Origin of the sequence: Jannaschia sp. R86511 (genome assembly GCF_042466345.1) — a bacterium.
In the GTDB taxonomy this organism is placed as follows: Bacteria; Actinomycetota; Actinomycetes; order Actinomycetales; family JBBAYJ01; genus Aquipuribacter.
This window is the reverse complement of record NZ_JAXHCD010000001.1, coordinates 3,123,913-3,147,142: the sequence shown is the minus strand read 5'-3', so window position 1 is coordinate 3,147,142 and position 23,230 is coordinate 3,123,913. Positions and strand designations below refer to the sequence as shown.

Annotated in this window: 23 protein-coding genes; 19 read left to right on the top strand and 4 right to left on the bottom strand. The window is 75.0% G+C overall.

All coding sequences use genetic code 11. The features are described from left to right. Positions 1–7: 7 nt before the first annotated feature. The 9 genes from SJY06_RS14780 to SJY06_RS14740 all read left to right on the top strand — a co-directional run bounded on the left by SJY06_RS14780 (position 8) and on the right by SJY06_RS14740 (position 9,784). Positions 8–775 carry a YebC/PmpR family DNA-binding transcriptional regulator gene (locus tag SJY06_RS14780; RefSeq protein WP_380168301.1) on the top strand — a complete coding sequence of 256 codons (768 nt, stop codon included), beginning with the start codon at positions 8–10 and terminating at the stop codon, positions 773–775. Between the two features lie 61 nt (positions 776–836). Beyond that, a complete protein-coding gene (gene ruvC / locus SJY06_RS14775) occupies positions 837–1,358 on the top strand; it encodes a crossover junction endodeoxyribonuclease RuvC (protein WP_380168300.1) in 522 nt (173 codons plus the stop codon). A 51-nt stretch (positions 1,359–1,409) separates the two neighbouring features. After that, complete coding sequence (gene ruvA / locus SJY06_RS14770; RefSeq protein ID WP_380168299.1) at positions 1,410–2,093, top strand: Holliday junction branch migration protein RuvA; 684 nt, start codon at positions 1,410–1,412, stop codon at positions 2,091–2,093. Positions 2,094–2,182: 89 nt separating this feature from the next. Continuing rightward, positions 2,183–3,235, top strand: a complete 1,053-nt coding sequence (gene ruvB, locus SJY06_RS14765; protein ID WP_380169717.1) for a Holliday junction branch migration DNA helicase RuvB — start codon at positions 2,183–2,185, stop codon at positions 3,233–3,235. Positions 3,236–3,312: 77 nt separating this feature from the next. Beyond that, a complete protein-coding gene (yajC, locus tag SJY06_RS14760; RefSeq protein ID WP_380168298.1) occupies positions 3,313–3,678 on the top strand; it encodes a preprotein translocase subunit YajC in 366 nt (121 codons plus the stop codon). A 7-nt stretch (positions 3,679–3,685) separates the two neighbouring features. Beyond that, positions 3,686–5,668, top strand: coding sequence for a protein translocase subunit SecD (secD, locus tag SJY06_RS14755; protein WP_380168297.1), 1,983 nt, complete (start codon positions 3,686–3,688; stop codon positions 5,666–5,668). Then, a complete protein-coding gene (gene secF, locus SJY06_RS14750; RefSeq protein WP_380168296.1) occupies positions 5,665–6,774 on the top strand; it encodes a protein translocase subunit SecF in 1,110 nt (369 codons plus the stop codon). Before secD ends, secF begins: the two co-directional genes overlap by 4 nt. 92 nt (positions 6,775–6,866) lie before the next feature. Then, positions 6,867–7,211, top strand: coding sequence for a hypothetical protein (locus tag SJY06_RS14745; protein WP_380168295.1), 345 nt, complete (start codon positions 6,867–6,869; stop codon positions 7,209–7,211). A gap of 185 nt (positions 7,212–7,396) precedes the next feature. Beyond that, positions 7,397–9,784, top strand: coding sequence for a RelA/SpoT family protein (locus SJY06_RS14740; protein ID WP_380168294.1), 2,388 nt, complete (start codon positions 7,397–7,399; stop codon positions 9,782–9,784). On the opposite strand, the gene SJY06_RS14735 is transcribed toward SJY06_RS14740, so the two are convergent. The 3 genes from SJY06_RS14735 to SJY06_RS14725 all read right to left on the bottom strand — a co-directional run bounded on the left by SJY06_RS14735 (position 9,739) and on the right by SJY06_RS14725 (position 13,184). Beyond that, positions 9,739–10,323, bottom strand: coding sequence for a hypothetical protein (locus SJY06_RS14735; protein ID WP_380168293.1), 585 nt, complete (start codon positions 10,321–10,323; stop codon positions 9,739–9,741). The genes SJY06_RS14740 and SJY06_RS14735 overlap by 46 nt on opposite strands. Positions 10,324–10,500: 177 nt before the next feature. Next, the gene (locus SJY06_RS14730; RefSeq protein ID WP_380168292.1) at positions 10,501–12,321 is read right to left on the bottom strand and encodes a DUF349 domain-containing protein; all 1,821 of its coding nucleotides are present in this window, start codon (positions 12,319–12,321) and stop codon (positions 10,501–10,503) included. Then, the gene (locus SJY06_RS14725; protein WP_380168291.1) at positions 12,318–13,184 is read right to left on the bottom strand and encodes a peptidylprolyl isomerase; all 867 of its coding nucleotides are present in this window, start codon (positions 13,182–13,184) and stop codon (positions 12,318–12,320) included. Before SJY06_RS14725 ends, SJY06_RS14730 begins: the two co-directional genes overlap by 4 nt. Positions 13,185–13,282: 98 nt before the next feature. Between SJY06_RS14725 and SJY06_RS14720 the strand changes: the two genes are divergently transcribed. Both SJY06_RS14720 and hisS read left to right on the top strand, forming a co-directional pair. Further along, positions 13,283–14,002, top strand: a complete 720-nt coding sequence (locus SJY06_RS14720) for an MBL fold metallo-hydrolase (RefSeq protein ID WP_380168290.1) — start codon at positions 13,283–13,285, stop codon at positions 14,000–14,002. Then, positions 14,002–15,351 (top strand): histidine--tRNA ligase, encoded by a 1,350-nt coding sequence (gene hisS / locus SJY06_RS14715; RefSeq protein WP_380168289.1) that lies wholly within the window; start codon positions 14,002–14,004, stop codon positions 15,349–15,351. Before SJY06_RS14720 ends, hisS begins: the two co-directional genes overlap by 1 nt. Before the next feature lie 69 nt (positions 15,352–15,420). Here hisS and SJY06_RS14710 read toward each other — a convergent pair whose 3' ends face one another. Further along, the gene (locus SJY06_RS14710; protein WP_380168288.1) at positions 15,421–16,158 is read right to left on the bottom strand and encodes a hypothetical protein; all 738 of its coding nucleotides are present in this window, start codon (positions 16,156–16,158) and stop codon (positions 15,421–15,423) included. 30 nt (positions 16,159–16,188) lie between these two features. On the opposite strand from SJY06_RS14710, the gene ald reads away from it, so the two are divergent. The 8 genes from ald (at position 16,189) to SJY06_RS14670 (ending at position 23,184) form a co-directional block, all read left to right on the top strand. Further along, positions 16,189–17,319: an alanine dehydrogenase gene (gene ald, locus SJY06_RS14705; protein WP_380168287.1), complete on the top strand. Its 1,131-nt coding sequence runs from the start codon at positions 16,189–16,191 to the stop codon at positions 17,317–17,319. Position 17,320: 1 nt separating this feature from the next. Next, positions 17,321–18,304 (top strand): site-specific tyrosine recombinase XerD, encoded by a 984-nt coding sequence (locus SJY06_RS14700; protein ID WP_380168286.1) that lies wholly within the window; start codon positions 17,321–17,323, stop codon positions 18,302–18,304. Between the two features lie 94 nt (positions 18,305–18,398). Further along, a complete protein-coding gene (locus tag SJY06_RS14695) occupies positions 18,399–19,235 on the top strand; it encodes a ParA family protein (protein ID WP_380169716.1) in 837 nt (278 codons plus the stop codon). 5 nt (positions 19,236–19,240) lie between these two features. Next, complete coding sequence (locus SJY06_RS14690) at positions 19,241–20,095, top strand: segregation and condensation protein A (RefSeq protein WP_380168285.1); 855 nt, start codon at positions 19,241–19,243, stop codon at positions 20,093–20,095. Continuing rightward, a complete protein-coding gene (gene scpB / locus SJY06_RS14685) occupies positions 20,092–20,676 on the top strand; it encodes an SMC-Scp complex subunit ScpB (protein ID WP_380168284.1) in 585 nt (194 codons plus the stop codon). The genes SJY06_RS14690 and scpB overlap by 4 nt, the downstream gene beginning before the upstream one ends. Next, on the top strand, positions 20,673–21,566 hold the full coding sequence (locus SJY06_RS14680; protein WP_380168283.1) for a pseudouridine synthase: 894 nt from the start codon (positions 20,673–20,675) through the stop codon (positions 21,564–21,566). The genes scpB and SJY06_RS14680 overlap by 4 nt, the downstream gene beginning before the upstream one ends. 35 nt (positions 21,567–21,601) lie before the next feature. Then, entirely contained in the window at positions 21,602–21,964 is a 363-nt protein-coding gene (gene aroH, locus SJY06_RS14675) for a chorismate mutase (RefSeq protein WP_380168282.1), read from the top strand. After that, the gene (locus tag SJY06_RS14670) at positions 21,961–23,184 is read left to right on the top strand and encodes a prephenate dehydrogenase (protein WP_380168281.1); all 1,224 of its coding nucleotides are present in this window, start codon (positions 21,961–21,963) and stop codon (positions 23,182–23,184) included. The genes aroH and SJY06_RS14670 overlap by 4 nt, the downstream gene beginning before the upstream one ends. The last annotated feature ends 46 nt before the right edge of the window (positions 23,185–23,230 follow it).

Genomic DNA, 23,230 nt, shown 5'->3' with positions numbered 1-23,230 from the left:
GTGAACGATGTCGGGTCACTCCAAGTGGGCGACGACCAAGCACAAGAAGGCTGCGGTCGACGCCAAGCGAGCCAAGCTCTTCGCCAAGATGATCAAGAACATCGAGGTCGCGGCCCGGACGGGCGGCGGTGACGTCGCGGGCAACCCGACGCTGTTCGACGCCATCCAGAAGGCCAAGAAGTCCTCGGTGCCCAACGACAACATCGAGCGGGCGGTCAAGCGCGGCTCGGGCGCGGACTCCGGCGGCGCGGACTACGCGACGATCATGTACGAGGGCTACGCCGCGGGCGGGGTCGCCGTGCTCATCGAGTGCCTGACCGACAACCGCAACCGGGCCGCGAGCGACGTCCGGGTCGCCGTGACCCGCAACAACGGGACCATGGCCGACCCCGGCAGCGTGTCGTTCCTGTTCACCCGCAAGGGCGTCGTCGTGGTGGCCAAGGACCAGAACGGCGGCCTGGGCGAGGACGACGTGCTGGCGGCCGTGCTCGACGCGGGCGCCGAGGAGGTCAACGACCTGGGGGAGTCCTACGAGGTCATCAGCGAGGCGACCGACCTGGTCGCGGTGCGGACCGCCCTGCAGGACGCGGGCATCGACTACGACTCCGCCGAGGCGTCGTTCGTGCCGGCCACGCAGGTGCCGGTCGACGCGGACACCGCCGGCAAGGTGTTCCGGCTCATCGACGCGCTCGAGGACTCCGACGACGTGCAGAACGTCTACTCCAACGTCGACGTCTCCGACGAGGTGCTGGCCGAGCTCGAGCTCGTCGGCTGAGAGCCGCGCGGCCCGGGCGCGCCTGCGCGGCCGGGACCGGTCCTCGGGGCAGGGTGAGGACGTGCGTGTGCTGGCGGTGGACCCGGGCCTGACCCGGTGCGGGGTCGCGGTCGTCGACGGCGGCACCGGGCACCGGGCGTCCCTGGTCCACGTCGGGGTGGTGCGGACCGCCCTGGAGCTGGAGACCGGCGACCGGCTGGCCCAGGTGCACACCGAGCTCACCACCCTGCTGACCGAGCACCGCCCGGACGTCGTGGCGGTGGAGCGGGTGTTCGCCCAGCACAACGTCCGCAGCGTGATGGGCACGGCCCAGGCGGCCGGCATCGTCATGCTCGTCGCCTCGCAGGGCGGGGTGCGCCTGGCCATGCACACGCCGTCGGAGGTCAAGGCCGCCGTCACCGGCTCCGGACGGGCCGACAAGGCCCAGGTCGGGTTCATGGTGGCCCGCATCCTCGGCCTGCCCGCCGCGCCCAAGCCCGCCGACGCCGCCGACGCCGTCGCCCTGGCGCTGTGCCAGCTGTGGCGGGGCCGGGCGGCCAGCCGGCTCGCCGCGGCCACCGGCGCGCCGCGACCGAGGGCCTGAGCCCGCCCGCTAGCGTGTCGTACACGTGTTCGGAGCTGCAGCGGAGGTCCCATGCTCGCCGAGGTCAACGGCCAGGTGCTCCACACCCGGCTCGACGGCGCCGTCGTCCTGGTCGGCGGGCTCGGCCTGCTGGTCCGGGCCACCCCCCGCACGCTGGCCGGGCTGCGGACCGGGGCGCAGGCGCGGCTGGCGACCTCGCTGGTGGTCCGCGAGGACTCCCTGACCCTGTTCGGCTTCGCCGAGGACGACGAGCGCGACGTCTTCGAGCTGCTGCAGACCGTCAGCGGCGTCGGGCCGCGGCTGGCGCTGGCCGTGCTGGCCGTGCTCGAGCCCGACGACCTGCGCCGCGGCGTGGCCGCCGGTGACGAGGCCGCCCTCATGAAGGTCCCGGGCATCGGCCGCAAGGGCGCCCAGCGCATGCTGCTGGAGCTCGGCGACCGGCTCGGCCCGCCCCACTCGAGCGCCGGACCGGCGCCCCGCCCGCAGCCCGGGCCGGCCGGGACCGCGGCCGACGGCACGCGCGAGCAGGTCGTCGCCGCCCTGGTCGGGCTCGGCTGGGCGGCCAAGCAGTCCGAGGACGCCGTGGACGCCGTCATCGCGGCCGACCGGGCCGAGCGCGCCGACGGCCCCGACGCCGGGTCCGGCAACGACGGCAGCGACGGTGCTGACGGCGAGGTGGGTCGCGAGCCGGCCGACCTGCTGCGCACGGCGCTGCGCGGGCTGGCCCGCACGTGAGCCCGCACGCGGGTCCGCACCCCGCCGACGGCCCCGGTCCGGGGGACGGCCCGGCCCGCGAGGTCGACCCCGAGGTGACGCCGGGAGAGATGGCCGAGGAGTCCGCGCTGCGCCCCCGGTCGCTGGGCGAGTTCGTCGGCCAGCCCGTCGTCCGCCGTCAGCTGGGCCTGGTCCTCGAGGCCGCCAAGCGGCGCGGCGGCGCCCCGGACCACGTCCTGCTCGCCGGGCCCCCGGGCCTGGGCAAGACCACCCTGGCCATGATCGTCGGCGTCGAGCTGGGCGTCCCCGTCCGCGTCACCAGCGGACCCGCCCTGCAGCACGCCGGCGACCTGGCCGCCATCCTGTCCTCCCTCGACGAGCACGAGGTGCTGTTCCTCGACGAGATCCACCGGATGTCGCGGGCGGCCGAGGAGATGCTGTACCTGGCCATGGAGGACTTCCGGGTCGACGTCGTCGTCGGCAAGGGCCCCGGGGCCACCGCGATCCCGCTGCCGCTGCCGCGCTTCACCCTGGTCGGCGCCACCACGCGGGCCGGCATGCTGCCATCGCCGCTGCGCGACCGGTTCGGCTTCACCGGGCACCTCGACTTCTACGACCAGGCCGACCTGACCCGGGTGCTCGAGCGCAGCTCGCGCCTGCTGGGCGTCGACCTGGCCCCCGACGCGGCCCGCGAGATCGCCGGCCGCTCCCGCGGCACCCCCCGCATCGCCAACCGGCTGCTGCGCCGGGTGCGCGACTTCGGCGAGGTGCACGGGTCCGGCGACGGCGCGGTGACCCTCGGCGACGCGCGCGCCGCCCTGGAGCTGTTCGCCGTGGACCGGCTGGGCCTGGACCGCCTCGACACCGCCGTGCTGGACGCCCTGTGCCGCCGGTTCGGCGGCGGGCCGGTCGGGCTGTCGACCCTGGCCCTGACCGTGGGCGAGGAGCCGGAGACCGTCGAGACCGTCTGCGAGCCGTTCCTGCTGCGGCAGGGCTTCCTGGCCCGCACCCCGCGCGGCCGGGTGGCGCTTCCCGCCGCCTGGCAGCACCTGGGCCTGACGCCCCCGGTGCAGTCCGTGGGTGGCGCGTCGAACCCGCCGGGCGCGGACGTCGACGACGCCCCGCTGTGGCGGGAGTTCGGAGAGGGCGGTCGGCTCGCCTAGACTCCCGCGGGAGCTCCGGGATCCCGGGGCTGACGTGCGCCGTCGCGAGTCGCCGGCCGGACCGGAAGGACGCTCCGTTGGATCCCGTCTCCCTGCTGCTGGTCGGCGGGCTCGCCCTCATCCTCGTCATGCAGTTCAGCCGGGTCCGCAAGCAGCAGCGCGTGGTCAAGGAGACGCAGGCGGCGGTCGAGGTGGGCGCGGACGTCCTGACGGCAGCGGGCATGGTCGCCACCGTGGTGAGCGTCGACGACGCCACCCTCACCCTGCGCGGTCCCGACGGGACCCTGTCGCGGTGGGTCCGGGGTGCCGTGATCCGCGTCCTGCCCGACACCGACCCGGCCTCCTCCCGGTACCAGGCCCCGGCCGGGACCACCGCGGGCACCGAGCCGGCCACCCCCACGGACGCCGTCGACGACGACGGCAACCCTCGACCCCAGGACTGATGCAGCCGTGACCACGACCACCCGACGGTCGCGCCCCGTGCGCACCCTCATCCTCCTCGCCGTGATCGTGGCGACCATCTTCGGCATCGTGACGGGCGGCTACCTCGCCTCCGACGCCCGGTGGACGCCCGGACTCGCCCTCGACCTCGAGGGCGGCACGCAGATCATCCTCGAGCCCGAGGCCGAGGAGGACGCCGACATCCCCGCCGAGTCCGTCGAGCAGGCGGTGCAGATCATCCGGCAGCGCGTCAACGGCTCCGGCGTCACCGAGGCCGAGGTCACCCAGCAGGGCGCGAGCAACATCGTCGTCGCGCTGCCCGGGCAGGCCGACGAGGCCACCCTGGACCTGGTCCGGCAGTCCGCCCAGCTGGAGATGCGCCCCGTGCTGCTGACCGGGGCGGGCTTCGACCCCAGCCTGCTGCAGCCGACGGCCGAGCCGAGCGACGGGGCCTCGGCCCCCGCCGGCGACCCCAGCGCCCCCGCGGTCGACCCCAGCGCCCCGGCGTCCGCGCCGCCGTCGGTCACCCCGGGCGAGGGCGCCGAGCCCACCGCCCCCGCCACCCAGGGACGCGCCCTGCCCCGGGCCGACCTGGCCGCGGCGGACCTGGCCGCGGCCGCCTCGACCGAGCCCACCGCCGCCGCCGAGCCCACGGCCGGCGCCACCGAGGTCCCCGCCGCCGAGCCCACCGCGGTCCCGGTCCCCAGCGGCGAGGCCACCGCCGTGCCCGCGGACCCCTCCGCCGAGCCGGCCGTCGAGCCCACCAGCCCCTCGGACCTCGCCTACATCACCCCCGAGGTCTCCGAGGCCTTCGCCGCCCTGACCTGCATCGACCCGACGGCTATCGACCCGGAGGACCCGCAGGCCGCCGTCACGCGGGTCGAGCAGGGCGAGCCCGACGAGGCCCTGGTCGTCTGCTCCTCCGACGGCACCGAGAAGTACGTCCTGGGCCCGGTCGAGGTCCCCGGCGAGAACATCGAGGACTCGACCTGGGGGTTCGGGACCGGTCAGACCGGGGTCTCCACCGGCCAGGTCGTCGTCAACATGCAGTTCAACGGCGAGGGCACCAGCCAGTTCGCCGAGACCAGCCGTCGGCTGTTCGGGCTGACCGGTGACCAGAACCGGTTCGGCATCGTGCTGGACGGCGTGGTCATCTCCGCCCCGACCATGAACGGGATCATCCCCAACGGCGAGGCGCAGATCTCCGGCAACTTCACCGAGCAGACCGCGGAGTCGCTGGCCAACCAGCTGCGCTTCGGCGCGCTCCCGCTGTCGTTCAGCGTGGAGTCCACCGAGACCATCTCCCCGACGCTGGGCAGCGAGCAGCTGCGGCTCGGCCTGCTGGCCGGCCTGATCGGCCTGGTGCTGGTGGTCGTCTACTCGCTGATCCAGTACCGCGCCCTGGGGCTGGTCACCGTCGCCTCGCTGCTGCTCGCCGGGCTCATCACCTACGGGCTGCTGCTGGTGCTGTCCTGGCGGCAGGGGTACCGGCTGAGCCTGCCCGGTGTGGCCGGCCTGATCGTGGCGATCGGCATCACCGCCGACTCGTTCATCGTGTTCTTCGAACGCATCCGCGACGAGATCCGCGACGGTCGCAGCCTCGAGGTCGCCGTGGAGCGCGGCTGGGAGCGGGCCCGCCGCACGATCCTGGCCTCCGACGCCGTGTCGTTCCTGGCCGCGGCCACGCTCTACCTGCTGGCCGTCGGCGGGGTGCGCGGCTTCGCGTTCACCCTCGGCCTGACCACGATCGTCGACCTGCTGGTCGTGTTCCTGTTCACCAAGCCGCTGGTCACCCTGCTGGCCCGGACCAAGTTCTTCGGCGGCGGCCACAAGCTGTCCGGCTTCGACCCCGAGCACCTGGGCTCCACCGTCGCCCGGCGCGCCGTGCGCTCCGGGGCCAGGCCGGTCGACCCCGACGGGCTGACGCTCGCCGAGCGCAAGCGCGCCGCCCGTGACGCCGAGCGCGCCGCCAACGAAGGAGCAGTGCTGTGAAGTTCGACCGCTGGGGCAACCGCCTCTACACCGGCGAGACCTCCTACGACGTCGTCGGCCGGCGCCGCACCTGGTACGTCATCGCCGCCGTCGTGCTGCTCATCAGCATCGGCGCGCTCGGGATCCGGGGTCTCAACCTCGGTATCGACTTCACCGGTGGCGCGTCGTTCCAGATCAGCAACATCGGCGGGGACGTCGACGAGAGCCTCGCCGACGCCGCCGTGACCGACGTCATCGGGGCGAGCGAGGTCCAGGCCACCACCATCGGCGGGGACTCGCTGCGGGTGCGCACCGGAGAGGTCACGACCGCGCAGTCGCAGGAGATCGTCGACTCCCTCGCGCAGGCCTACGAGGTAGACCCGGGCGAGATCACCAGCAGCTTCATCGGCCCGACCTGGGGCGAGCAGGTGTCCCAGCGGGCGCTGCAGAGCCTGGTGGTGTTCCTCGTGCTCGTCGGCCTGGTCATCGCGGTGTACTTCCGCACCTGGAAGATGGCCGTGGCCGCGCTGGTCGCGCTGGCCCACGACCTGGTCATCACGGTCGGCATCTACGCGCTGATCGGCCTGGAGGTCACGCCGTCCACGATCATCGGCTTCCTCACCATCCTCGGCTACTCGCTCTACGACACGGTCGTCGTGTTCGACAAGGTGCGCGAGAACACCGAGGACGTCACCGACTCCACCACCGAGACCTACTCCGAGGCGGCCAACCGCGCCGTCAACCAGACCATGGTGCGGTCGATCAACACCAGCATCGTGGCCCTGCTCCCGGTGGCGTCCATCCTGTTCATCGGGGCCCTGCTGCTGGGGGCGGGCACGCTGCTGGACCTGAGCCTCGCGCTGTTCATCGGCATCGCGGTCGGCACCTACTCCTCGATCTTCCTGGCCACCCCGCTGCTGGTGCACCTGCGCGAGCGCGAGGAGCCGCTGGTCAAGCACGCCCGCAAGGTCGAGGCCCGTCGGGCGGCGCACCCGGTCCCCGCGGGCGGCGTCGCCCTGGCCGAGCAGGACGACGAGACCGACCTCGCCGACCGACGCACGCTGCTCGCGGACAAGCAGCTGGGGCAGCGCACGCAGCCCAAGCGGCCGCCGCGCCGGCGCCGCTGACCACGGGCGCCGACCCGCCCCTGCGCAGCTGGCACGAGCCGGACCCGTCCCGGACGTCCCTGCTGCTGCTGGCGGGCGGGCTCGGCGCCTGCGTGGTCGTGGGGGCCACGTCGCTGGTCGCGCGCAACTGGGACCTCGCGGTCGTCGCCGTCGTCGTCGCCGCCGCCCTGCTGGCCGACCTGTGGCGGGGCCTGCGTCCGCGGGACTTCCTCGTGGCTGGTCCCGACGGCGTCGTCACCCGGGTGCGCGGGGTCACCACCAGCCGGCCGTGGGCGGCGGTGACCGGCCTGGAGCAGCAGCGGGGCCGGTTCGGCCGGTCGCGTCCCGTGCTGCGCCTGGGCGACGGCACGACCGCCCCGCTGCCCCGGCGGGTGCCCGTCGACGAGCTGGCCGAGTGGCTCGCCCGGCGCGACGGCGAGGACCCGGCGCCGGGCTGACGCGGTGCCCGTGACCGGCGCGGGCCGCGGCCTCAGACGTCGGGGCGGTGCGGGGGCAGGTCGTCTCGGTGCAGCGCCGAGCGGTCGTAGTGCCGGGACCGGTTGGTGCCTACCCTCCGTGACCACCGGCCGGTCCGGGTGGTCGCTCGACGCCGCACGCCTAGACTCTGGGGCAGGGAGGTGCTGTGGACGAGCAGACCAGGCAGGGAACCGAGGTCGCGCCCGTCGCTGCGCCCGGGCCCGTCCCGGGACCCACCGCCACCGAGCCGCGCCCCGACCCCGCCGTCGGGGCGACGACGCCGTCCGGGCGGTTGCTGTCGCGCTGGTCCCGCCGGGGTCCGGCGCGCCCCCCGGTCAGCCCGATCCTCGAGCCGCTGCTGGTCACCGTGCGTGCGGCCGACCCCAAGGCGGACACCTCGCTGCTGGAGCGCGCGTACCTGGTCGCCGAGCGCGCGCACGAGGGGCAGCTGCGCAAGAGCGGCGACCCGTACATCACCCACCCCGTCGCGGTGGCCACGATCCTGGCCGAGCTGGGCATGCCGACCTCGACGCTGGCCGCGGCGCTGCTGCACGACACGGTCGAGGACACCGACTACTCCCTTGACGACCTGCGCGGGGACTTCGGCGACGAGGTCGCCCTGCTTGTCGACGGGGTCACCAAGCTCGACAAGGTCCACTACGGCGACGCCGCGCAGGCCGAGACCGTCCGCAAGATGGTCGTGGCCATGGCCCGCGACATCCGGGTGCTGGTCATCAAGCTGGCCGACCGGCTGCACAACGCCCGCACCTGGAAGTTCGTCTCGGCCGGCTCGGCGCAGCGCAAGGCCCGCGAGACGCTGGAGATCTACGCCCCGCTGGCGCACCGCCTGGGCATGAACACCATCAAGTGGGAGCTGGAGGACCTGTCGTTCGCGGCCCTGTACCCCAAGGTCTACGACGAGATCGTCCGGATGGTGGCCGAGCGCGCACCGGCCCGCGAGGAGTACCTGGTCAAGGTGCGCGAGCAGATCGCCGGCGACCTGCGCGAGGCCAAGATCCACGCCAGCGTGACCGGCCGGCCCAAGCACTACTACTCGATCTACCAGAAGATGATCGTGCGGGGCCGCGACTTCGCCGACATCTACGACCTGGTGGCCGCCCGGGTCCTGGTCGACACGCTGCGTGACTGCTACGCGGTGCTCGGGGCGCTGCACGCCCGCTGGACCCCCGTGCCGGGGCGGTTCAAGGACTACATCGCGATGCCCAAGTTCAACATGTACCAGTCGCTGCACACGACGGTCATCGGGCCCGGCGGCAAGCCCGTGGAGGTGCAGATCCGCACCTTCGAGATGCACCGGCGGGCGGAGTACGGCGTCGCGGCGCACTGGAAGTACAAGGGCGGTCAGGGCGGCAAGGGCGCCAAGACGGCCTCGGCCGGGGTCATGGCCGACCCGACCGACATGTCGTGGCTGCGCCAGCTGCTGGACTGGCAGGCCGAGACCGGCGACCCCGAGGAGTTCCTCGACGGGCTCCGCTTCGAGGTGTCCGCCCAGGAGGTGTTCGTCTTCACCCCGCGCGGCGACGTGATGTCGCTGCCGTCGGGCGCCACGCCGGTCGACTTCGCCTACGCCGTGCACACCGAGGTGGGCCACCGCTGCATGGGGGCCCGCGTCAACGGCCGGCTCGTGCCGCTGGAGAGCACGCTGCAGAACGGCGACGTCGTCGAGATCTTCACCTCCAAGGCCGCCGGGGCGGGGCCCAGCCGCGACTGGGCCGGGTTCGTCGCCTCGCCCCGGGCCCGGAACAAGATCCGGCAGTGGTTCTCCAAGGAACGCCGCGAGGAGGCGATCGACGCCGGCCGCGACGCCCTGGCCCGGGTCATGCGCAAGCAGAACCTGCCCATCCAGCGGGTGCTGTCCCACGAGGCCCTGGTCGCCCTGGCGCAGGAGATGCGCTACCCCGACGTGTCGGGCCTGTACGCCGCGGTGGGCGAGGGCCACGTCAGCGCCCAGGCCGTGGTGCAGAAGCTGGTGGCCGCGCTCGGCGGGGCCGACGGCACGGAGGAGGACCTGGCCGAGGTCACCACCCCGAGCCGCCGCGTGGCCCGGCCCCGGTTCAACGAGTCCGGTGTGGTGGTCAAGGGCGCCGACGACGTCTGGGTCAAGCTCGCCCGCTGCTGCACGCCGGTGCCCGGTGACGAGATCGTCGGGTTCGTGACCAAGGGCCAGGGGGTGTCGGTTCACCGCACGGACTGCGGCAACATCTCCACGCTGCAGCGCGAGCCCGAGCGCATGCTCGAGGTCGAGTGGGCGCCCACGTCGGCCAGCGTGTTCCTGGTGCAGATCCAGGTCGAGGCGCTGGACCGCAGCCGCCTGCTGTCCGACGTCACGCGGGTGCTGTCCGACGCCCACGTGAACATCCTGTCGGCCTCGGTGTCCACGTCGGACAAGCGCGTGGCGCTGTCCAAGTTCACCTTTGAGATGGGCGACACCCAGCACCTGGACCACGTGCTGGCCGCGGTGCGCCGGATCGAGGGCGTGTTCGACGTCTACCGCGTCACCAGCGGCGTGCAGCGGGACGTCGTCGAGGGCTGACCCGGCAGGGGCTGGTCCGGCAGCGACCCCAGCAGGTCCTCGGCCTGCCGACGGCCTGGCCGCGCCCCGCCGGCCCGTACCTCGGTCAGGGCCGCGGCGACGTCGAAGCCCGGTGCCGCGGCCAGGGCCTCGACGCAGGTACGGGCCAGCCGCAGCGGCAACGACCGGGCGCACTCCACCGCCGTGCGTCCCGGGTCGGTGAGCGGCACGCCGTCCAGCAGGGTCCAGGTCCCGGCCGGCTCCCAGCGGGTCAGCCGGACCGGCAGGCCGGGACCGACGTCCGGCCGTCGACCCGGCAGGGGTGGTCCGTCCGGCGGCCGGGCCAGGTCGACGTGCTCCGGGCGGAGCTCGGCCTCGCCCGACCACACCCAGGCGGCGCTGCGCCGGACCAGGACGCCGTGGCCGGCACGGGCGCACAGCGCGAGGGCCAGCGCCCGGTCCCGGGCGCCGACCACCGCAGCCGTGACGTGGACGTCACCCACCAGCCGCGGGGCGGGCAGCCGACGACCGGCGGGCAGCGCCACCTCCCGAGCCAGCACGAGCGGAGCCCGCGGGCACGGGTCGGACAGCCAGGGAAGCGGGGTGGGATGACGGTCGCGCACCCGGTCAGCGTGCCCGGCGTGGTGCCGGTGGGCAGCGGCCGGCGGCACCGGTGTGGACGGCCGCGGCCCCCGGGTCCCTGTGGACACCGGGGGCCGCGAGCCCGATCGCGACGCTCAGCGGGAGATGTCGTCCAGCGACGCCTCGGCCTGGTCCAGCCAGGCCTGCTTCGTCGCCCGCTCCTTGGCCGCCCGCGAGGCGGTGCGGCTGTCACCGCGGGCCTCCGCCTCGGCGGCCTTGGCGTCGAGGTCGGCGACCTGCTGACGCAGGGTGGAGACCAGGCCCGAACCGCGGGCGACGACCTCCGGCTTGCCCTTGCCCCACTTGGCCGAGTCGGCCTCGCGGATGGTGTCGATGACCGCCCGCAGGGCGTTCTCGATCCGGTCCAGGTCGCCGCGCGGCACCCGGCCGGCGTCGTCCCAGCGGTCCTGGACCGACGCCAGCGCCTTCTTGGCCCGGTCGACGTCCGTGACCGGCAGCAGCCCCTGGGCCTCCGCGAGCAGCTGCTCCTTGACCGCCAGGTTGGCCCGGTACTCCTCGTCCTGGGCGCTGTTGGCCGTGGTGCGGGCGGCGAAGAAGACGTCCTGGGCGGCGCGGAAGCGGGCCCAGAGCGCGTCGTCGTCCTTGCGGGACAGCCGCCCGGCGGACTTCCAGCGGTCCATCAGGCTGCGGTACTCGTCGCTGGCGGCGCGCCAGTCGGTCGAGGTCTGCAGCTCCTCGGCCCGGGCGATCAGCTGCTCCTTGGTCGCCTTGGTGCTGTTGCGCTGCTCGCTGACCTGGGCGAAGTGGGCCCGGCGCATCCGGTCCACGGTGGAGCGGGCGGCCGCGAACCGCTTCCACAGCGGGTCCTCGCTGCGCTTGTCCAGGCGCGTGCCGGAGCGCTGGGCGGTCTTCCAGGTGTCGAGCAGCGCCTGCATGCGCTCACCGGCGTTCTTGAAGTGCATGCTCGCTGCCGGGGTGGCGGCGATCTGCTCGGCCTCGGCGACGATGGCCTCCCGCTCGGCCAGGGCGGCCGCGCGGGCCTGGGCGCGCTGGGCGTCCTCGACCTTGGTCCGCTCGGCCACCAGGCCGTCGAGGCGGTCGAGCTCGGTGCGCAGGGCCGGCAGGTCTCCGACGACCTTGGCCTCGGTGGCCGACTCGCGCAGCGTGGCCAGGGACGAGCGCGCCTCCTTGGCGGGGACGGTGCCGTTGTCCAGGCGCTGGCCGAGCAGGTGCACCTGGGCGGCCAGGTCCTCGAACTTGCGCACGTAGAACGCGAGCGCCTCGCTGTGCGGGACGTCGGGGTACTGGCCGACCTCGCGCTCCTCGTCGCCGTCGCGCACGTGGACCACGCCGGCCTCGTCCACGCGGCCGAAGCCGGCCGCGCCGACCGCCAGGGGCGGGGTGACCGCCGCGACCGGCGCCGGTGCGTGGGCGCGCGCGGGCATGACGTCCGAAGGCCGCGGTGCGTCGTGCGACGGCGCGGAGGGCACCGGGGCGGGGGCCTCGGTGGGGGTCGGCGCCGGCGCCGGGGTGGCCCCGGCCGAGTCGGTCGGCTGCGTGGCGTCGGTCGGCTGCGTGGCGTCAGCGAGGGTTGCCACGTCCATCGGCTGCGTCGTCTCCGTCGCCGCGGCGGTCTCGGGCTCTGCGGCGGTCTCGGGCTCCGCGACGGTCTCGGACTCCTCGGCCGTCTCGGGCTCCGCGGCGGCCGTGGCCTCCGCGGTTGCCTCCACCTCGCTCGACGTCTCGGGCTCCGCGACGGTCTGGGACTCCTCGGCCGTCTCGGGCTCCGCGTCGGCCGTGGCCTCCGTGGTTGCCTCCACCTCGCTCGACGTCTCGGGCTCGGTGGCCGCCTGGGCCTCGGGCGCCGCGTCGGGCTCGGACGCAGGCACGGCCGCCGGCGCCACGTCCACCGGCTCCTGCTGGTCGGGACCGGACGGGCTGGGCTCGGTGCTCACGCTGTCTCCTCCGCGGTGACGCTGTCGATTCCGATGCTGCGGGCGGGGGCGACCCCGTCCGCGGCCAGTCCACCCTCGGCGACCAGCCGGACGATGTCGAGCCCTTCGGTCACGCGACCGAGGACCGTGTACCCCCCGGCGCCGTCGGACGGGATGGTCGAGTCCTCGTACACGAGGAAGAACTGGCTGCCCATGCTCTCACCGTCGCCACCCACACGTGCCATCGCGACGGTCCCGGCCGGGTACACGTCGTCGGCCGGTGCGTTCTCGATCGGCCCGAAGGCGTAGCCGGGGCCACCCGTGCCGGTGCCGGTGGGGTCGCCGCACTGGAGCACGAAGATGCCCTGGGTGGTCAGCCGGTGGCACGGGGTGCCGTCGTACCAGCCCTCCTGGGCCAGGAACACGAGGTTGCCGACGCCCTGCGGCGCGGCGTCGGCGTCCAGCTGGAGGGTCACGTCGCCGCACGTGGTGGCCAGGGTGACCGTCCACGACCCGGACACCGGCTCGGGCGCGGCGTCGAACTGGGCGGGGGCAGGGTCGACCTCCGAACCCGGCGGGCAGGTGTCGTCGGCCGGGGGAGCCGCCTCGCCTGTCGCCGCGTCGGCGGCGGCCGGGGTGTCCTCGACCTCCTCCGGGAGGGTGCTGGCGACGGCATCGGCCGCGAGCTCCCCGTCCGTCCCGTCGCCCGGTCCGCCCCACACCGTCGCGGCCACCACGGCCCCGACCACGGCCAGCACGGCGACCCCCGCGACCACGGCGTTGCGCACCCGGGAGCGACCCCGCACGGCCTCCTTGCCGGCGATCTTCTGCTCGAACTTCTCCTGCCGGCGGCGGGCGTACTCGCGCTCACGCTTGGACGTCACGGGGGCTGGGTCCTTCCTGGGTGACGACGGCGAGGAGCGACGCTCCTGCCGTCCGCCTGCGGGCAGGGACGACAGCATAGGCAAGTACCCTGCCGAACATGCTGGTGCACGCGGTCGAGGCCTCGGCGTTCGGCACCAACTGCTGGGTGCTGGCCGCAGGACCGGGCGAGGAGTGCCTCGTCGTCGACCCCGGGTTCGGGGTGGTGGAGCCGCTGCGGGAGCTGCTGGCCGAGCACCGGCTGAGGCCGGCCGCCGTGCTGGCCACGCACGGCCACGCCGACCACGTCTGGACCGTGACCCCGGTCTGCCGCAGCGCGGGCGACCCGGTCGCGGTGCACGTCCACCCGGACGACCGCTACCGGCTGCGCGACCCGCTGGCCACGTTCTCCCCCGCGCTGCTGGACATGCTCCGGCAGCAGTTCGGGCCCTCGGAGCGCTGGCAGGAGCCGGACCGCGTGGTGGAGCTGCCCGTCGGGGCACCCGCGGGCCCGGTAAGCGCCCCGGTCCCGCTGCAGGCGGCCGGGCTCGACCTGACCGTCCACCACACCCCCGGGCACACGGAGGGCTCCGTCGTGTTCGCGCTGGCCGGTGACGACGGCCCGCTGCTGCTCAGCGGGGACCTGCTCTTCGCCGGGTCGGTGGGACGCAGCGACCTGGCCGGCGGCGACCCGGCGGCCATGACCACCTCGCTGCGCGACGTGCTGCCCCGCTTCGCCGACGAGACGCTCGTGCTGCCCGGTCACGGACCCACGACCACCATGGCGCGGGAGCGGGCCACGAACCCCTACCTGACGTCGCTGACGGTGGGTGGTCGCTGATGGCGAGGATCGCGCCGCTGTCGGGCTTCCCCGAGTGGCTGCCCGCCCAGCGAGCCGTCGAGCTGCACGTGCTCGACACCCTGCGCGAGACGTTCGAGCTGCACGGCTTCGCCTCGCTCGAGACCCGGTCGGTCGAGCCGCTGTCGCAGCTGCTGCGCAAGGGCGAGATCGACAAGGAGGTCTACGTCGTCCGGCGCCTGCACGCCGAGGACGACGGGAGCACCGACCCCGACACCCTCGGCCTGCACTTCGACCTGACGGTGCCGTTCGCGCGGTACGTGCTGCAGCACGGCGGGCACCTGTCGTTCCCGTTCAAGCGGTACCAGATCCAGCGGTCCTGGCGCGGGGAGCGGCCGCAGGACGGCCGGTTCCGCGAGTTCGTCCAGGCCGACGTCGACGTGGTCGGCGTCGACACCCTGCCGCGGCACTACGAGGTCGACCTGCCCCTGGTCATGGTCGAGGCGCTGCGGGCGCTCGACGTGGGCGAGGTGCGGATGCGGGTCAACGACCGGCGCGTCGTCGAGGCCCTGGTGCGCGGGCTCGGGCTGACGGACGTGCCCGCCGTGCTCGCCGCCGTCGACAAGCTGGCCAAGATCGGCCCCGAGGCGGTCGGTCGGCTGCTGGTCGAGCGGGCCGGCGCGAGCCAGCAGCAGGCGGCCGCCGTGCTCGAGGTGGCCGGGGTCACGGGCACCGACCTGTCCGTCGTCGCGACGGCCGCCGCCCGGCTGGGCGCGGGCTCGCCGGAGCTGGACGCCGCCCTGCCCGACCTGCAGCACCTGCTCGACGCGGCCGGCCAGGTGGCCCCCGGCGTCGTGGTCGCCGACCTGGCGGTGGTGCGCGGCCTGGACTACTACACCGGCAGCGTCTACGAGACCGAGCTGGTCGGCCACGAGGACCTCGGCTCGGTCTGCTCCGGCGGTCGCTACGACGACCTGGTGAGCGAGGGCTCCACCCGTCACCCCGGGGTCGGGCTCAGCATCGGCGTCAGCCGGCTGGTGTCGCGGCTGCTGCGCGACGGCTCGGTGGCCGCGACGCGGCCGACGCCGACGGCCGTCCTGGTGGCTGTCACCGCTGAGGAGGCTCGCTCGCGCAGCGACGCGGTCGCCCGGACCCTGCGCGCCAGGGGCATCCCCACCGACACCGCCCCGACGGCCGCCAAGTTCGGTCGGCAGATCAAGCACGCCGACCGCAACGGCATCCCGTTCGTCTTCTTCCCCGGTGACGGCGAGGACGACCTCCTCGGGCAGGCCAAGGACATCCGCTCCGGCGAGCAGGTGGACGCGGACGCCCGCACCTGGTCCCCGCCGGAGGCCGACCGCCGGGTCCGGGTGGTCCGCACCGAGGCCTGAGCGTCCCGGCCGTCCCGACCCGTCCGTACGGTGCCGGGGCAGTTCAGCTCGGTGCCGTGGCGCCTCGGGTCAGCGGCGCGGCAGGGCGGCGCGGTCGCCCGGCGGGCGCAGGCCGAGCCGGTCCAGCTCCAGGCCGGCCAGGCGTGCCGTCACCTCGGGGTCGCCCCGGCGCCAGTCACCCACAGGGTCGGCGGACACGGCCGCCAGCCGGGGGAGGGGCTGGGTGGTCAGGGCGCGCAGGGCGAACAGCTGCGGGTCGGCCCCGACGGCCAGCATGGCGCTCGCCGCGCCCGCCCGGCGGGCGAAGCGCAGCCTGAGGGCCAGCCACACCAGCAGCACGACCGCGACCGGGGCCAGCGGGACCAGCAGCCCCACCGCCACCGCCAGGTCGCCGACCAGGTCGGCCAGCCGGGTGGTCGAGGCCGAGATGTCCGCCACGGCGTCGGCCGCCGAACGCAGCGGCGACGCCGCGTCCTCGCCCACCAGCGGCAGCCCGGCCACGCCGTCGCCGCCGCGCCGCAGCTGCTCCGCGGTGCGGTCGGCGCCGCCGGCCAGGTCGAGGGTGGGAGCCACCAGCAGCCGGACGGCGCGGTACGCGGCCCAGCCGGCCAGCGCCCACGCCAGGCACCACAGCAGCACCGCGACGTCGGCGGCGACCTGCCGCGAGCGCCGGCCCGGCGTCTGCGCGTACCAGAGCAGGCGACGCCCGGCCGGCAGCGTCCGGGTGCCCCCGAACGGGTCCGGACCCGGCCCGACCGGCCCCTGAGCAGGGGTGACACGCGACACGTCCGGTACCACCTCGTCCACCGTCCCACCGTACGGCCCTAGAGTGCGGTCGTGACTGCTACCGCCACCGTCGTCGGGGTCCCGTCCGAGGTCAAGAACCACGAGTACCGGGTGGCGCTGACCCCCTCCGGCGTGCACGAGCTGCGCACGCACGGGCACGAGGTCCTGGTGCAGGCCGGTGCGGGTGCGGGCTCGTCGATCACCGACGACGACTACCGCGCCGAGGGCGCCGTGGTCCTCGACGACCCCGACGAGGTCTGGGGCCGTGCCGACGTCGTCCTCAAGGTCAAGGAGCCGGTCGAGCAGGAGTACCACCGGCTGCGTCCCGGCCTGACCCTGTTCACCTACCTGCACCTGGCCGCGGACCGCCGCCTGACCGAGGAGCTGGTGGCCAAGGAGGTCACGGCCGTCGCCTACGAGACGGTGCAGACCCGCGACGGGTCGCTGCCGCTGCTGTACCCGATGAGCGAGGTGGCCGGCCGGCTGGCCCCCATGGTCGGCGCGCACACCCTGATGCGCGCCGAGGGCGGGCGTGGCGTGCTGATGGGCGGGGTGTCCGGCACCTACGCGGCCAAGGTCGTCGTGATCGGCGCCGGGGTGTCCGGGCTCAACGCCACCGCGACCGCCGTCGGCATGCAGGCCGAGGTGGTCCTGATGGACCGCGACGTGTCGCGGCTGCGGGCCGCCGACCGGATCTACCAGGGCCGGGTGCAGACGGTGGCCAGCAACCCGCTGGAGCTCGAGCGGGCCGTGCTGGGCGCCGACCTGGTCATCGGGGCCGTCCTGGTCGCCGGCGCGAAGGCCCCCAAGCTGGTCAGCAACGAGCTGGTCTCCCGGATGCGGCCCGGCAGCGTCCTCGTCGACATCTCCGTCGACCAGGGCGGCTGCTTCGCGGACACCCGGCCGACGACCCACGCCGAGCCGACGTTCCCCGTGCACGACTCGGTCTTCTACTGCGTGGCCAACATGCCCGGGGCGGTGCCCAACACCTCGACCTACGCGCTGACCAACGTCACCCTGCCGTACGCCTCGGCGGTGGCCACGCGGGGCTGGCGCGAGGCGCTGCAGGCCGACCCGGCCCTGGCGCTGGGGCTCAACACCCACGCCGGCGCCGTGGTCAACGAGCCGGTCGCCGTGGCCCACGGGATGGACCACACCCCGCTGGCGGACGTGCTCGCCTGACGTGGCCGACCAGCCGCACGTCCCACCGCGACAGCGGGGCGCACCCGGTCCGCTGGACGTGGCGGCCGGCACCTGGCTGACCCACCTGGCGGTCGAGCGCGGCGCGGCGACGAACACCCTGGCGGCCTACCGGCGCGACATCGCCCGCTGGACGGCCTACCTGCACGCGCAGGGCCGCAGCCGCCCCGACGAGGTCACCGAGGACGACGTGTCGGGGTTCGTGGTCGCCCTGCGCGCCCCCGCGGCGGGCACCGCCCCGCTGTCGGCCGCCTCGACCGCCCGCGCGCTGGCGGCCGTCCGGGGCCTGCACCGGTTCTGGCTGGCGGAGGGCCTGGTCGCGGTCGACGTCACGCGCGAGGTGCGTTCGCCGCAGCTGCCGCGCCGCCTGCCCAAGGCCCTGGGGGTCGCCGCGGTCGAGCGGCTGCTGCACGCCCCCGACACCGCCACACCGCTGGGGCTGCGCGACCGCGCCCTGCTGGAGCTGCTCTACGCCACCGGGGCCCGGATCTCCGAGCTCGTCCGCCTCGACGTCGACGACGTCGTCGGCTCCGACGGCGAGCTGGTCGCGGTGCTGCGCCTGACCGGCAAGGGCGGCAAGCAGCGCGAGGTGCCCGTCGGCAGCCACGCCCGCACGGCGCTGCAGGCGTACCTGGTGCGGGCCCGGCCGGGGCTGCTGGGCCGCAGCGCCGACCCCCGCGCGCTGTTCCGCAACTCCCGCGGCGGGCGGCTGAGCCGGCAGTCGGCCTGGGTGGTGCTGCAGCGGGCCGCCGCCGTGGCGGGCCTGCCCGAGCCGGGCGGTCCGGCCGTGGGCCCGCACCTGCTGCGCCACTCCTTCGCCACCCACCTGCTCGAGGGCGGCGCCGACGTCCGGGTCGTGCAGGAGCTGCTGGGCCACGCCTCGGTGTCGACCACCCAGGTGTACACGCACGTGTCGGTCGACGCCCTGCGCGAGGTCTACGCCACCAGCCACCCGCGCGCCCGCTGAGCGGCGTGGTGGGGCGGGGCACCCCGGCGGCCGGACTAGGGTCGGGGCCGTGACTTCTGCGACCGACGCCGCGACCGGCGACGGGTCCGGCGAGCTGGGCCCGACCGGTCGGCCCCTGCCCGACTTCGGCGTCCCGCCCGTGCTGGGCTCCCACGGCCCCGCCCGGATCATCGCCCTGTGCAACCAGAAGGGCGGCGTCGGCAAGACGACGACCACGATGAACCTGGGCGCGGCGCTGGCCGAGTACGGCCGCAAGGTGCTGCTCGTCGACTTCGACCCGCAGGGCGCGCTGTCGGCCGGGTTCAACGTGCGCCCGGAGGAGGACGAGCCGTCGCTGTACCAGCTGCTCGTCGACCGGGACGCCGACGTCCGCGAGGTCATCCGCGGCACCGACGTGCCCGGCGTGGACGTCCTGCCCACCGACATCCACCTGTCCGCGGCCGAGGTGCACCTGGTCTCGGAGGTGGCGCGCGAGATGGTGCTGAAGCGGCTGCTGCGCCCCGTGCAGGACGACTACGACGTCGTGCTCATCGACTGCCAGCCCAGCCTGGGCCTGCTCGCGGTCAACGCGCTGACCGCCGCGCACGGCGTGCTGATCCCCGTGGAGTGCGAGTACTTCGCCCTGCGCGGGGTGGCGCTGCTGCAGCAGACCATCGAGAAGGTCACCGACCGGCTCAACTTCGGCCTGGAGATCGACGGGGTCCTGCCCACCATGTACGACCCGCGCACGCTGCACTCCCGCGAGGTGGTCGCCCGCCTGGTCGACGTCTTCGGCGACAAGGTGTTCCACACCGTCATCGCGCGCACCGTCAAGTTCCCCGACTCCTCCGCCGCGAGCCAGCCCATGACCACCTACGCGCCGACGCACCCGGGCACCCAGGCCTACCGGCAGCTGGCGCGAGAGCTGGTCTCCCGGGGCCTGGTCGCCTGAGCCACGTGGGCGCCCCGGCCACCGAGCCCGCCCCCGACGGCGAGGGCCCGACGTCGTCCTTCGAGGTCCACCTCGACGTCTTCACCGGCCCGTTCGACCTGCTGCTCGGCCTGATCGCCAAGCACCGGCTCGACGTCACCGAGGTCGCCCTGGCCGAGGTCACCGACGAGTTCGTCGCCCACATCCGGGCCATGGACCACTGGGACCTCGACGAGGTCACGGGCTTCGTGCTGGTCGCGGCCACCCTGCTGGACCTCAAGTCGGCCCGGCTGCTGCCCGGCGCCGTGGTCGAGGACGAGCAGGACCTGGCCCTGCTCGAGGCCCGCGACCTGCTGTTCGCCCGGCTGCTGCAGTACCGCGCGTTCCGCACCGCCGCCGCCGACGTCGAGCGCCGGCTGGAGACCTACGCCGGGCGGCACCCGCGCCGACGCGGCGACGACCCCGCCGCGGTCGGGCTGCTGCCGGACCTGGTGTGGACCTCGGACCCGCAGGCGTTCGCCCGGGTCGCCGCCGAGGCGCTGCGGCCCAAGCCGGTGCCGACCGTGGGCCTGGAGCACCTGCACGCGCCCGAGGTCAGCGTCGCCGAGCAGAAGTCCGAGCTGCTGCGCCGGCTGCAGACCGGTCGCGCGGTGTCCTTCCGCACCCTGGTGGCCGACGCCGACGGCCGCCCGACCGTGGTGGCCCGGTTCCTGGCCGTGCTGGACCTCTACCGTGAGGAGCTGGTGGCGCTGGAGCAGGCGGGCCCGCTGGCGGAGCTGAGCATCCGGCTGATCCGGCCCGAGCAGCGCGCCACGCTGCACCGCGTGCCCGACCAACCAGACCAGCCCGACCAGCCCGAGACCCCGGAGGAGACCGCATGAGCCTGCAGGAGGGCCTGGACGTCGACGCCCTGCCCGGTGGTGCCCGCGCGGCGGTCGAGGCCGTGGTCATGGTCGCCGACGAGCCGGTCCCCGCGCTGGTCCTGGCCGCGGCCCTCGCGCTGCCGCTGGAACGCGTCGAGCAGCTGCTGCACGAGCTGGCCGAGGACTACGACGCCGGCGGGCGCGGCTTCGAGCTGCGCGAGAGCGCGTCGGGCTGGCGGGTGTACTCCCGGCAGGAGTTCTCCGACGTGGTCGAGCGGTTCGTCCGCGACGGGGCCACGGCGCGGCTGTCCCGGGCGTCGCTGGAGACCCTCGCGATCATCGCCTACCGCCAGCCGGTGGCCCGCAGCACGGTCTCCAGCATCCGCGGGGTCAGCGCCGACGCGACCATCCGCACCCTGGTGCAGCGGGGTCTGGTGGCCGAGAGCGGGGACGAGTCCCCGAACGGTGCGATCCTGTACGTGACGACGGGTGAGTTCTGCGAGCGGCTCGGGCTGACGAGCGTCGACGAGCTGCCGCCCCTCGCCCCCTACCTGCCGGAGGCCGACGTGCTCGACGACATCGCAGGGGCTTCCCGATGAGCCCCACCAGCTCCCGCGGCGGCCGCAAGCAGCCCGCCCGCACCGCACCCGGCGGCAACGGCGGGTTCCGCCCGGGCCCTGCCGACCGACGCAAGATGCGCCAGCAGCGCGGCGAGGACCAGCGCGCGGCCAACGCGGCCCAGCAGCCGGGCGCCGACGTCCACGACCCGGGCGGCGAGCGGCTGCAGAAGGTGCTGGCCAAGGCCGGCGTCGCCTCGCGCCGCCGGGCCGAGCAGCTGATCGCCCTGGGTCGGGTCACCGTCGACGACCAGGTCGTCACCGAGCTGGGCACCCGGGTCAACCCCGAGCAGGTCGTCCACGTCGACGGGATGCGGGTGCAGGTCGACGACACCCGCGTGTACCTGGCGGTCAACAAGCCCGTCGGGATGCTGTCGGCCATGGAGGACGAGGAGGGCCGGCCCAACCTGGGCGACCTGACCCGCGACCGGGACGAGCGCCTGTTCCACGTCGGTCGCCTCGACATGGAGTCCGAGGGCCTGCTGCTGCTGACCAACGACGGCGACCTGGCCCACCGGTTGCAGCACCCCAGCTACGGCGTGCAGAAGTGGTACCTGGCCGAGGTCCCCGGCCCGATCGGGCGCGACGTCGGCCGGACCCTCAAGGAGGGCATCGAGCTCGACGACGGCCCGGTCAAGGTCGACGAGTTCGCCGTCGTCGACTCCGCGCCCGGCAAGGCGCTGCTGGAGATCGTCATCCACGAGGGCCGCAAGCACGTCGTGCGGCGCATGCTCGAGCAGGTCGGCCACCCGGTGGAGCGGCTGGTCCGGACCCGGATCGGGTCGATCCGCCTCGGCGAGCTGCCGCCCGGGCACACCCGCCGGCTCAACGCCGGCGAGGTCGCCGGGCTGTTCCGCGACGTGGGCCTGTGAGCCGCGGCCCCCGGCCCGCTCGCTAACGTCCTGCCATGGCGGTCAGGGCGATCCGGGGTGCGGTCCAGCTCGACCAGGACGAGCGCGAGCACCTGCTCGACTCGACCCGGGAGCTGGTCTCGGCCGTCATGTCGGCCAACGGCCTGACGCCCGAGGACCTGATCAGCATCGTGTTCACCGCGACCCCGGACCTGACCAGCGAGTTCCCGGCCGTGGCCGCCCGCGAGGTGGGGCTGGGGTCGGTGCCGCTGCTGTGCACCGTGGAGATCGACGTGCCCGGTGCCCTGCCCCGCGTGGTCCGGCTCATGGCGCACGCCGACACCGAGCTGCCCCGCGAGCAGGTGCAGCACGTGTACCTGCGCGGTGCCGCGGCGCTGCGGCGCGACATCGCGCAGTGAGCACCACCGGACCCGTCCCGTCGCCCGCCCACTCCTCGGCCGGCGCTTCGCCCGGCACCGTGCTGGTGGTGGGGGCGGGCCTGGTCGGCGCCAGCATCGGCCTGGGGCTGCGTCCGACCGGCACCGACGTCGTGCTGCACGACGCCTCGCCCACCGTGGCCGCGGTCGCGGCCGACCTGGGGGCGGGCCGGTTGCCGGACCGGCGCGACGACGACGCCGGGCCCGACCTGGTGGTCGTCGCGGCCCCGCCGGACGTCACCGCCGGACTGGTCGTGGCCTACCTGGGCCGCTACCCCGACGCCGTGGTCACCGACGTGGCCAGCACCAAGGCCGCCGTGGTGGCCGAGGTGGTCGCGCGGGCCGGGGCCGACGCCCACCGCTACGTCGGCGGGCACCCGATGGCGGGGCGGGAGCGCTCCGGGCCCATGGCGGCCCGGGGCGACCTGTTCGTCGGTCGGCCGTGGGTGCTGACCCCGGCGCCGGGCACCTCGCCCGCCGCCACCGCCCTGGTGCGCGAGACCGCCGCCCGGCTCGGGGCCGTGGTGGTCGAGCTGGACCCGGCCACGCACGACGATTCCGTCGCCCTGGTGTCGCACCTGCCGCAGGTGGCGGCCAGCCTGGTCGCGGCCCGGCTGGTGGGCGCGTCCGACTCGGCGGTGGCCCTGGCCGGGCAGGGCCTGCGCGACGTCACCCGGATCGCCGCCAGCGACCCCGTCCTGTGGGCGCAGATCCTGGCCGGCAACGCGGCCCCGCTGGCCCACCAGCTGCGGCTGCTGCGCGACGACCTGGACCGCACGCTGGCCGCGCTGGAGCAGCTGGACCCCGACCGCGCCGACGGCCCGGCCGCTGGCGGGACGGTCGCCGACGGCCTGGACGGTGGCGCGGGCCGCGCCGACGGCCCGCCCGTCCGGGTGGCTGGCCCGGTGGGGACGCTGGCCCGCCTGGTGGCCGACGGCAACGCCGGCCGCGCGATGGTGCCCGGCAAGCACGGCAGCGCCCCGACGGTCTACGCCGTGGTCCCCGTGCTGGTGCCCGACCGCCCCGGGTCACTCGCGGCCCTGATCGGGACCATCGGCGAGGTCGGCGTCAACATCGAGGACCTGCGCATCGAGCACAGCCCCGGCCGGCTCGCGGGCGTGGCCGAGGTCTCGGTGGTGCCGGCGGCCCGGGACCGGCTGGTGGAGGCGCTGACCGAACGCGGCTGGTCGGTGCCCGACTAGGCAGCCGGTAACCTGGGGGGTCGCCCGCCGTCGCCCCGGTCAGGGC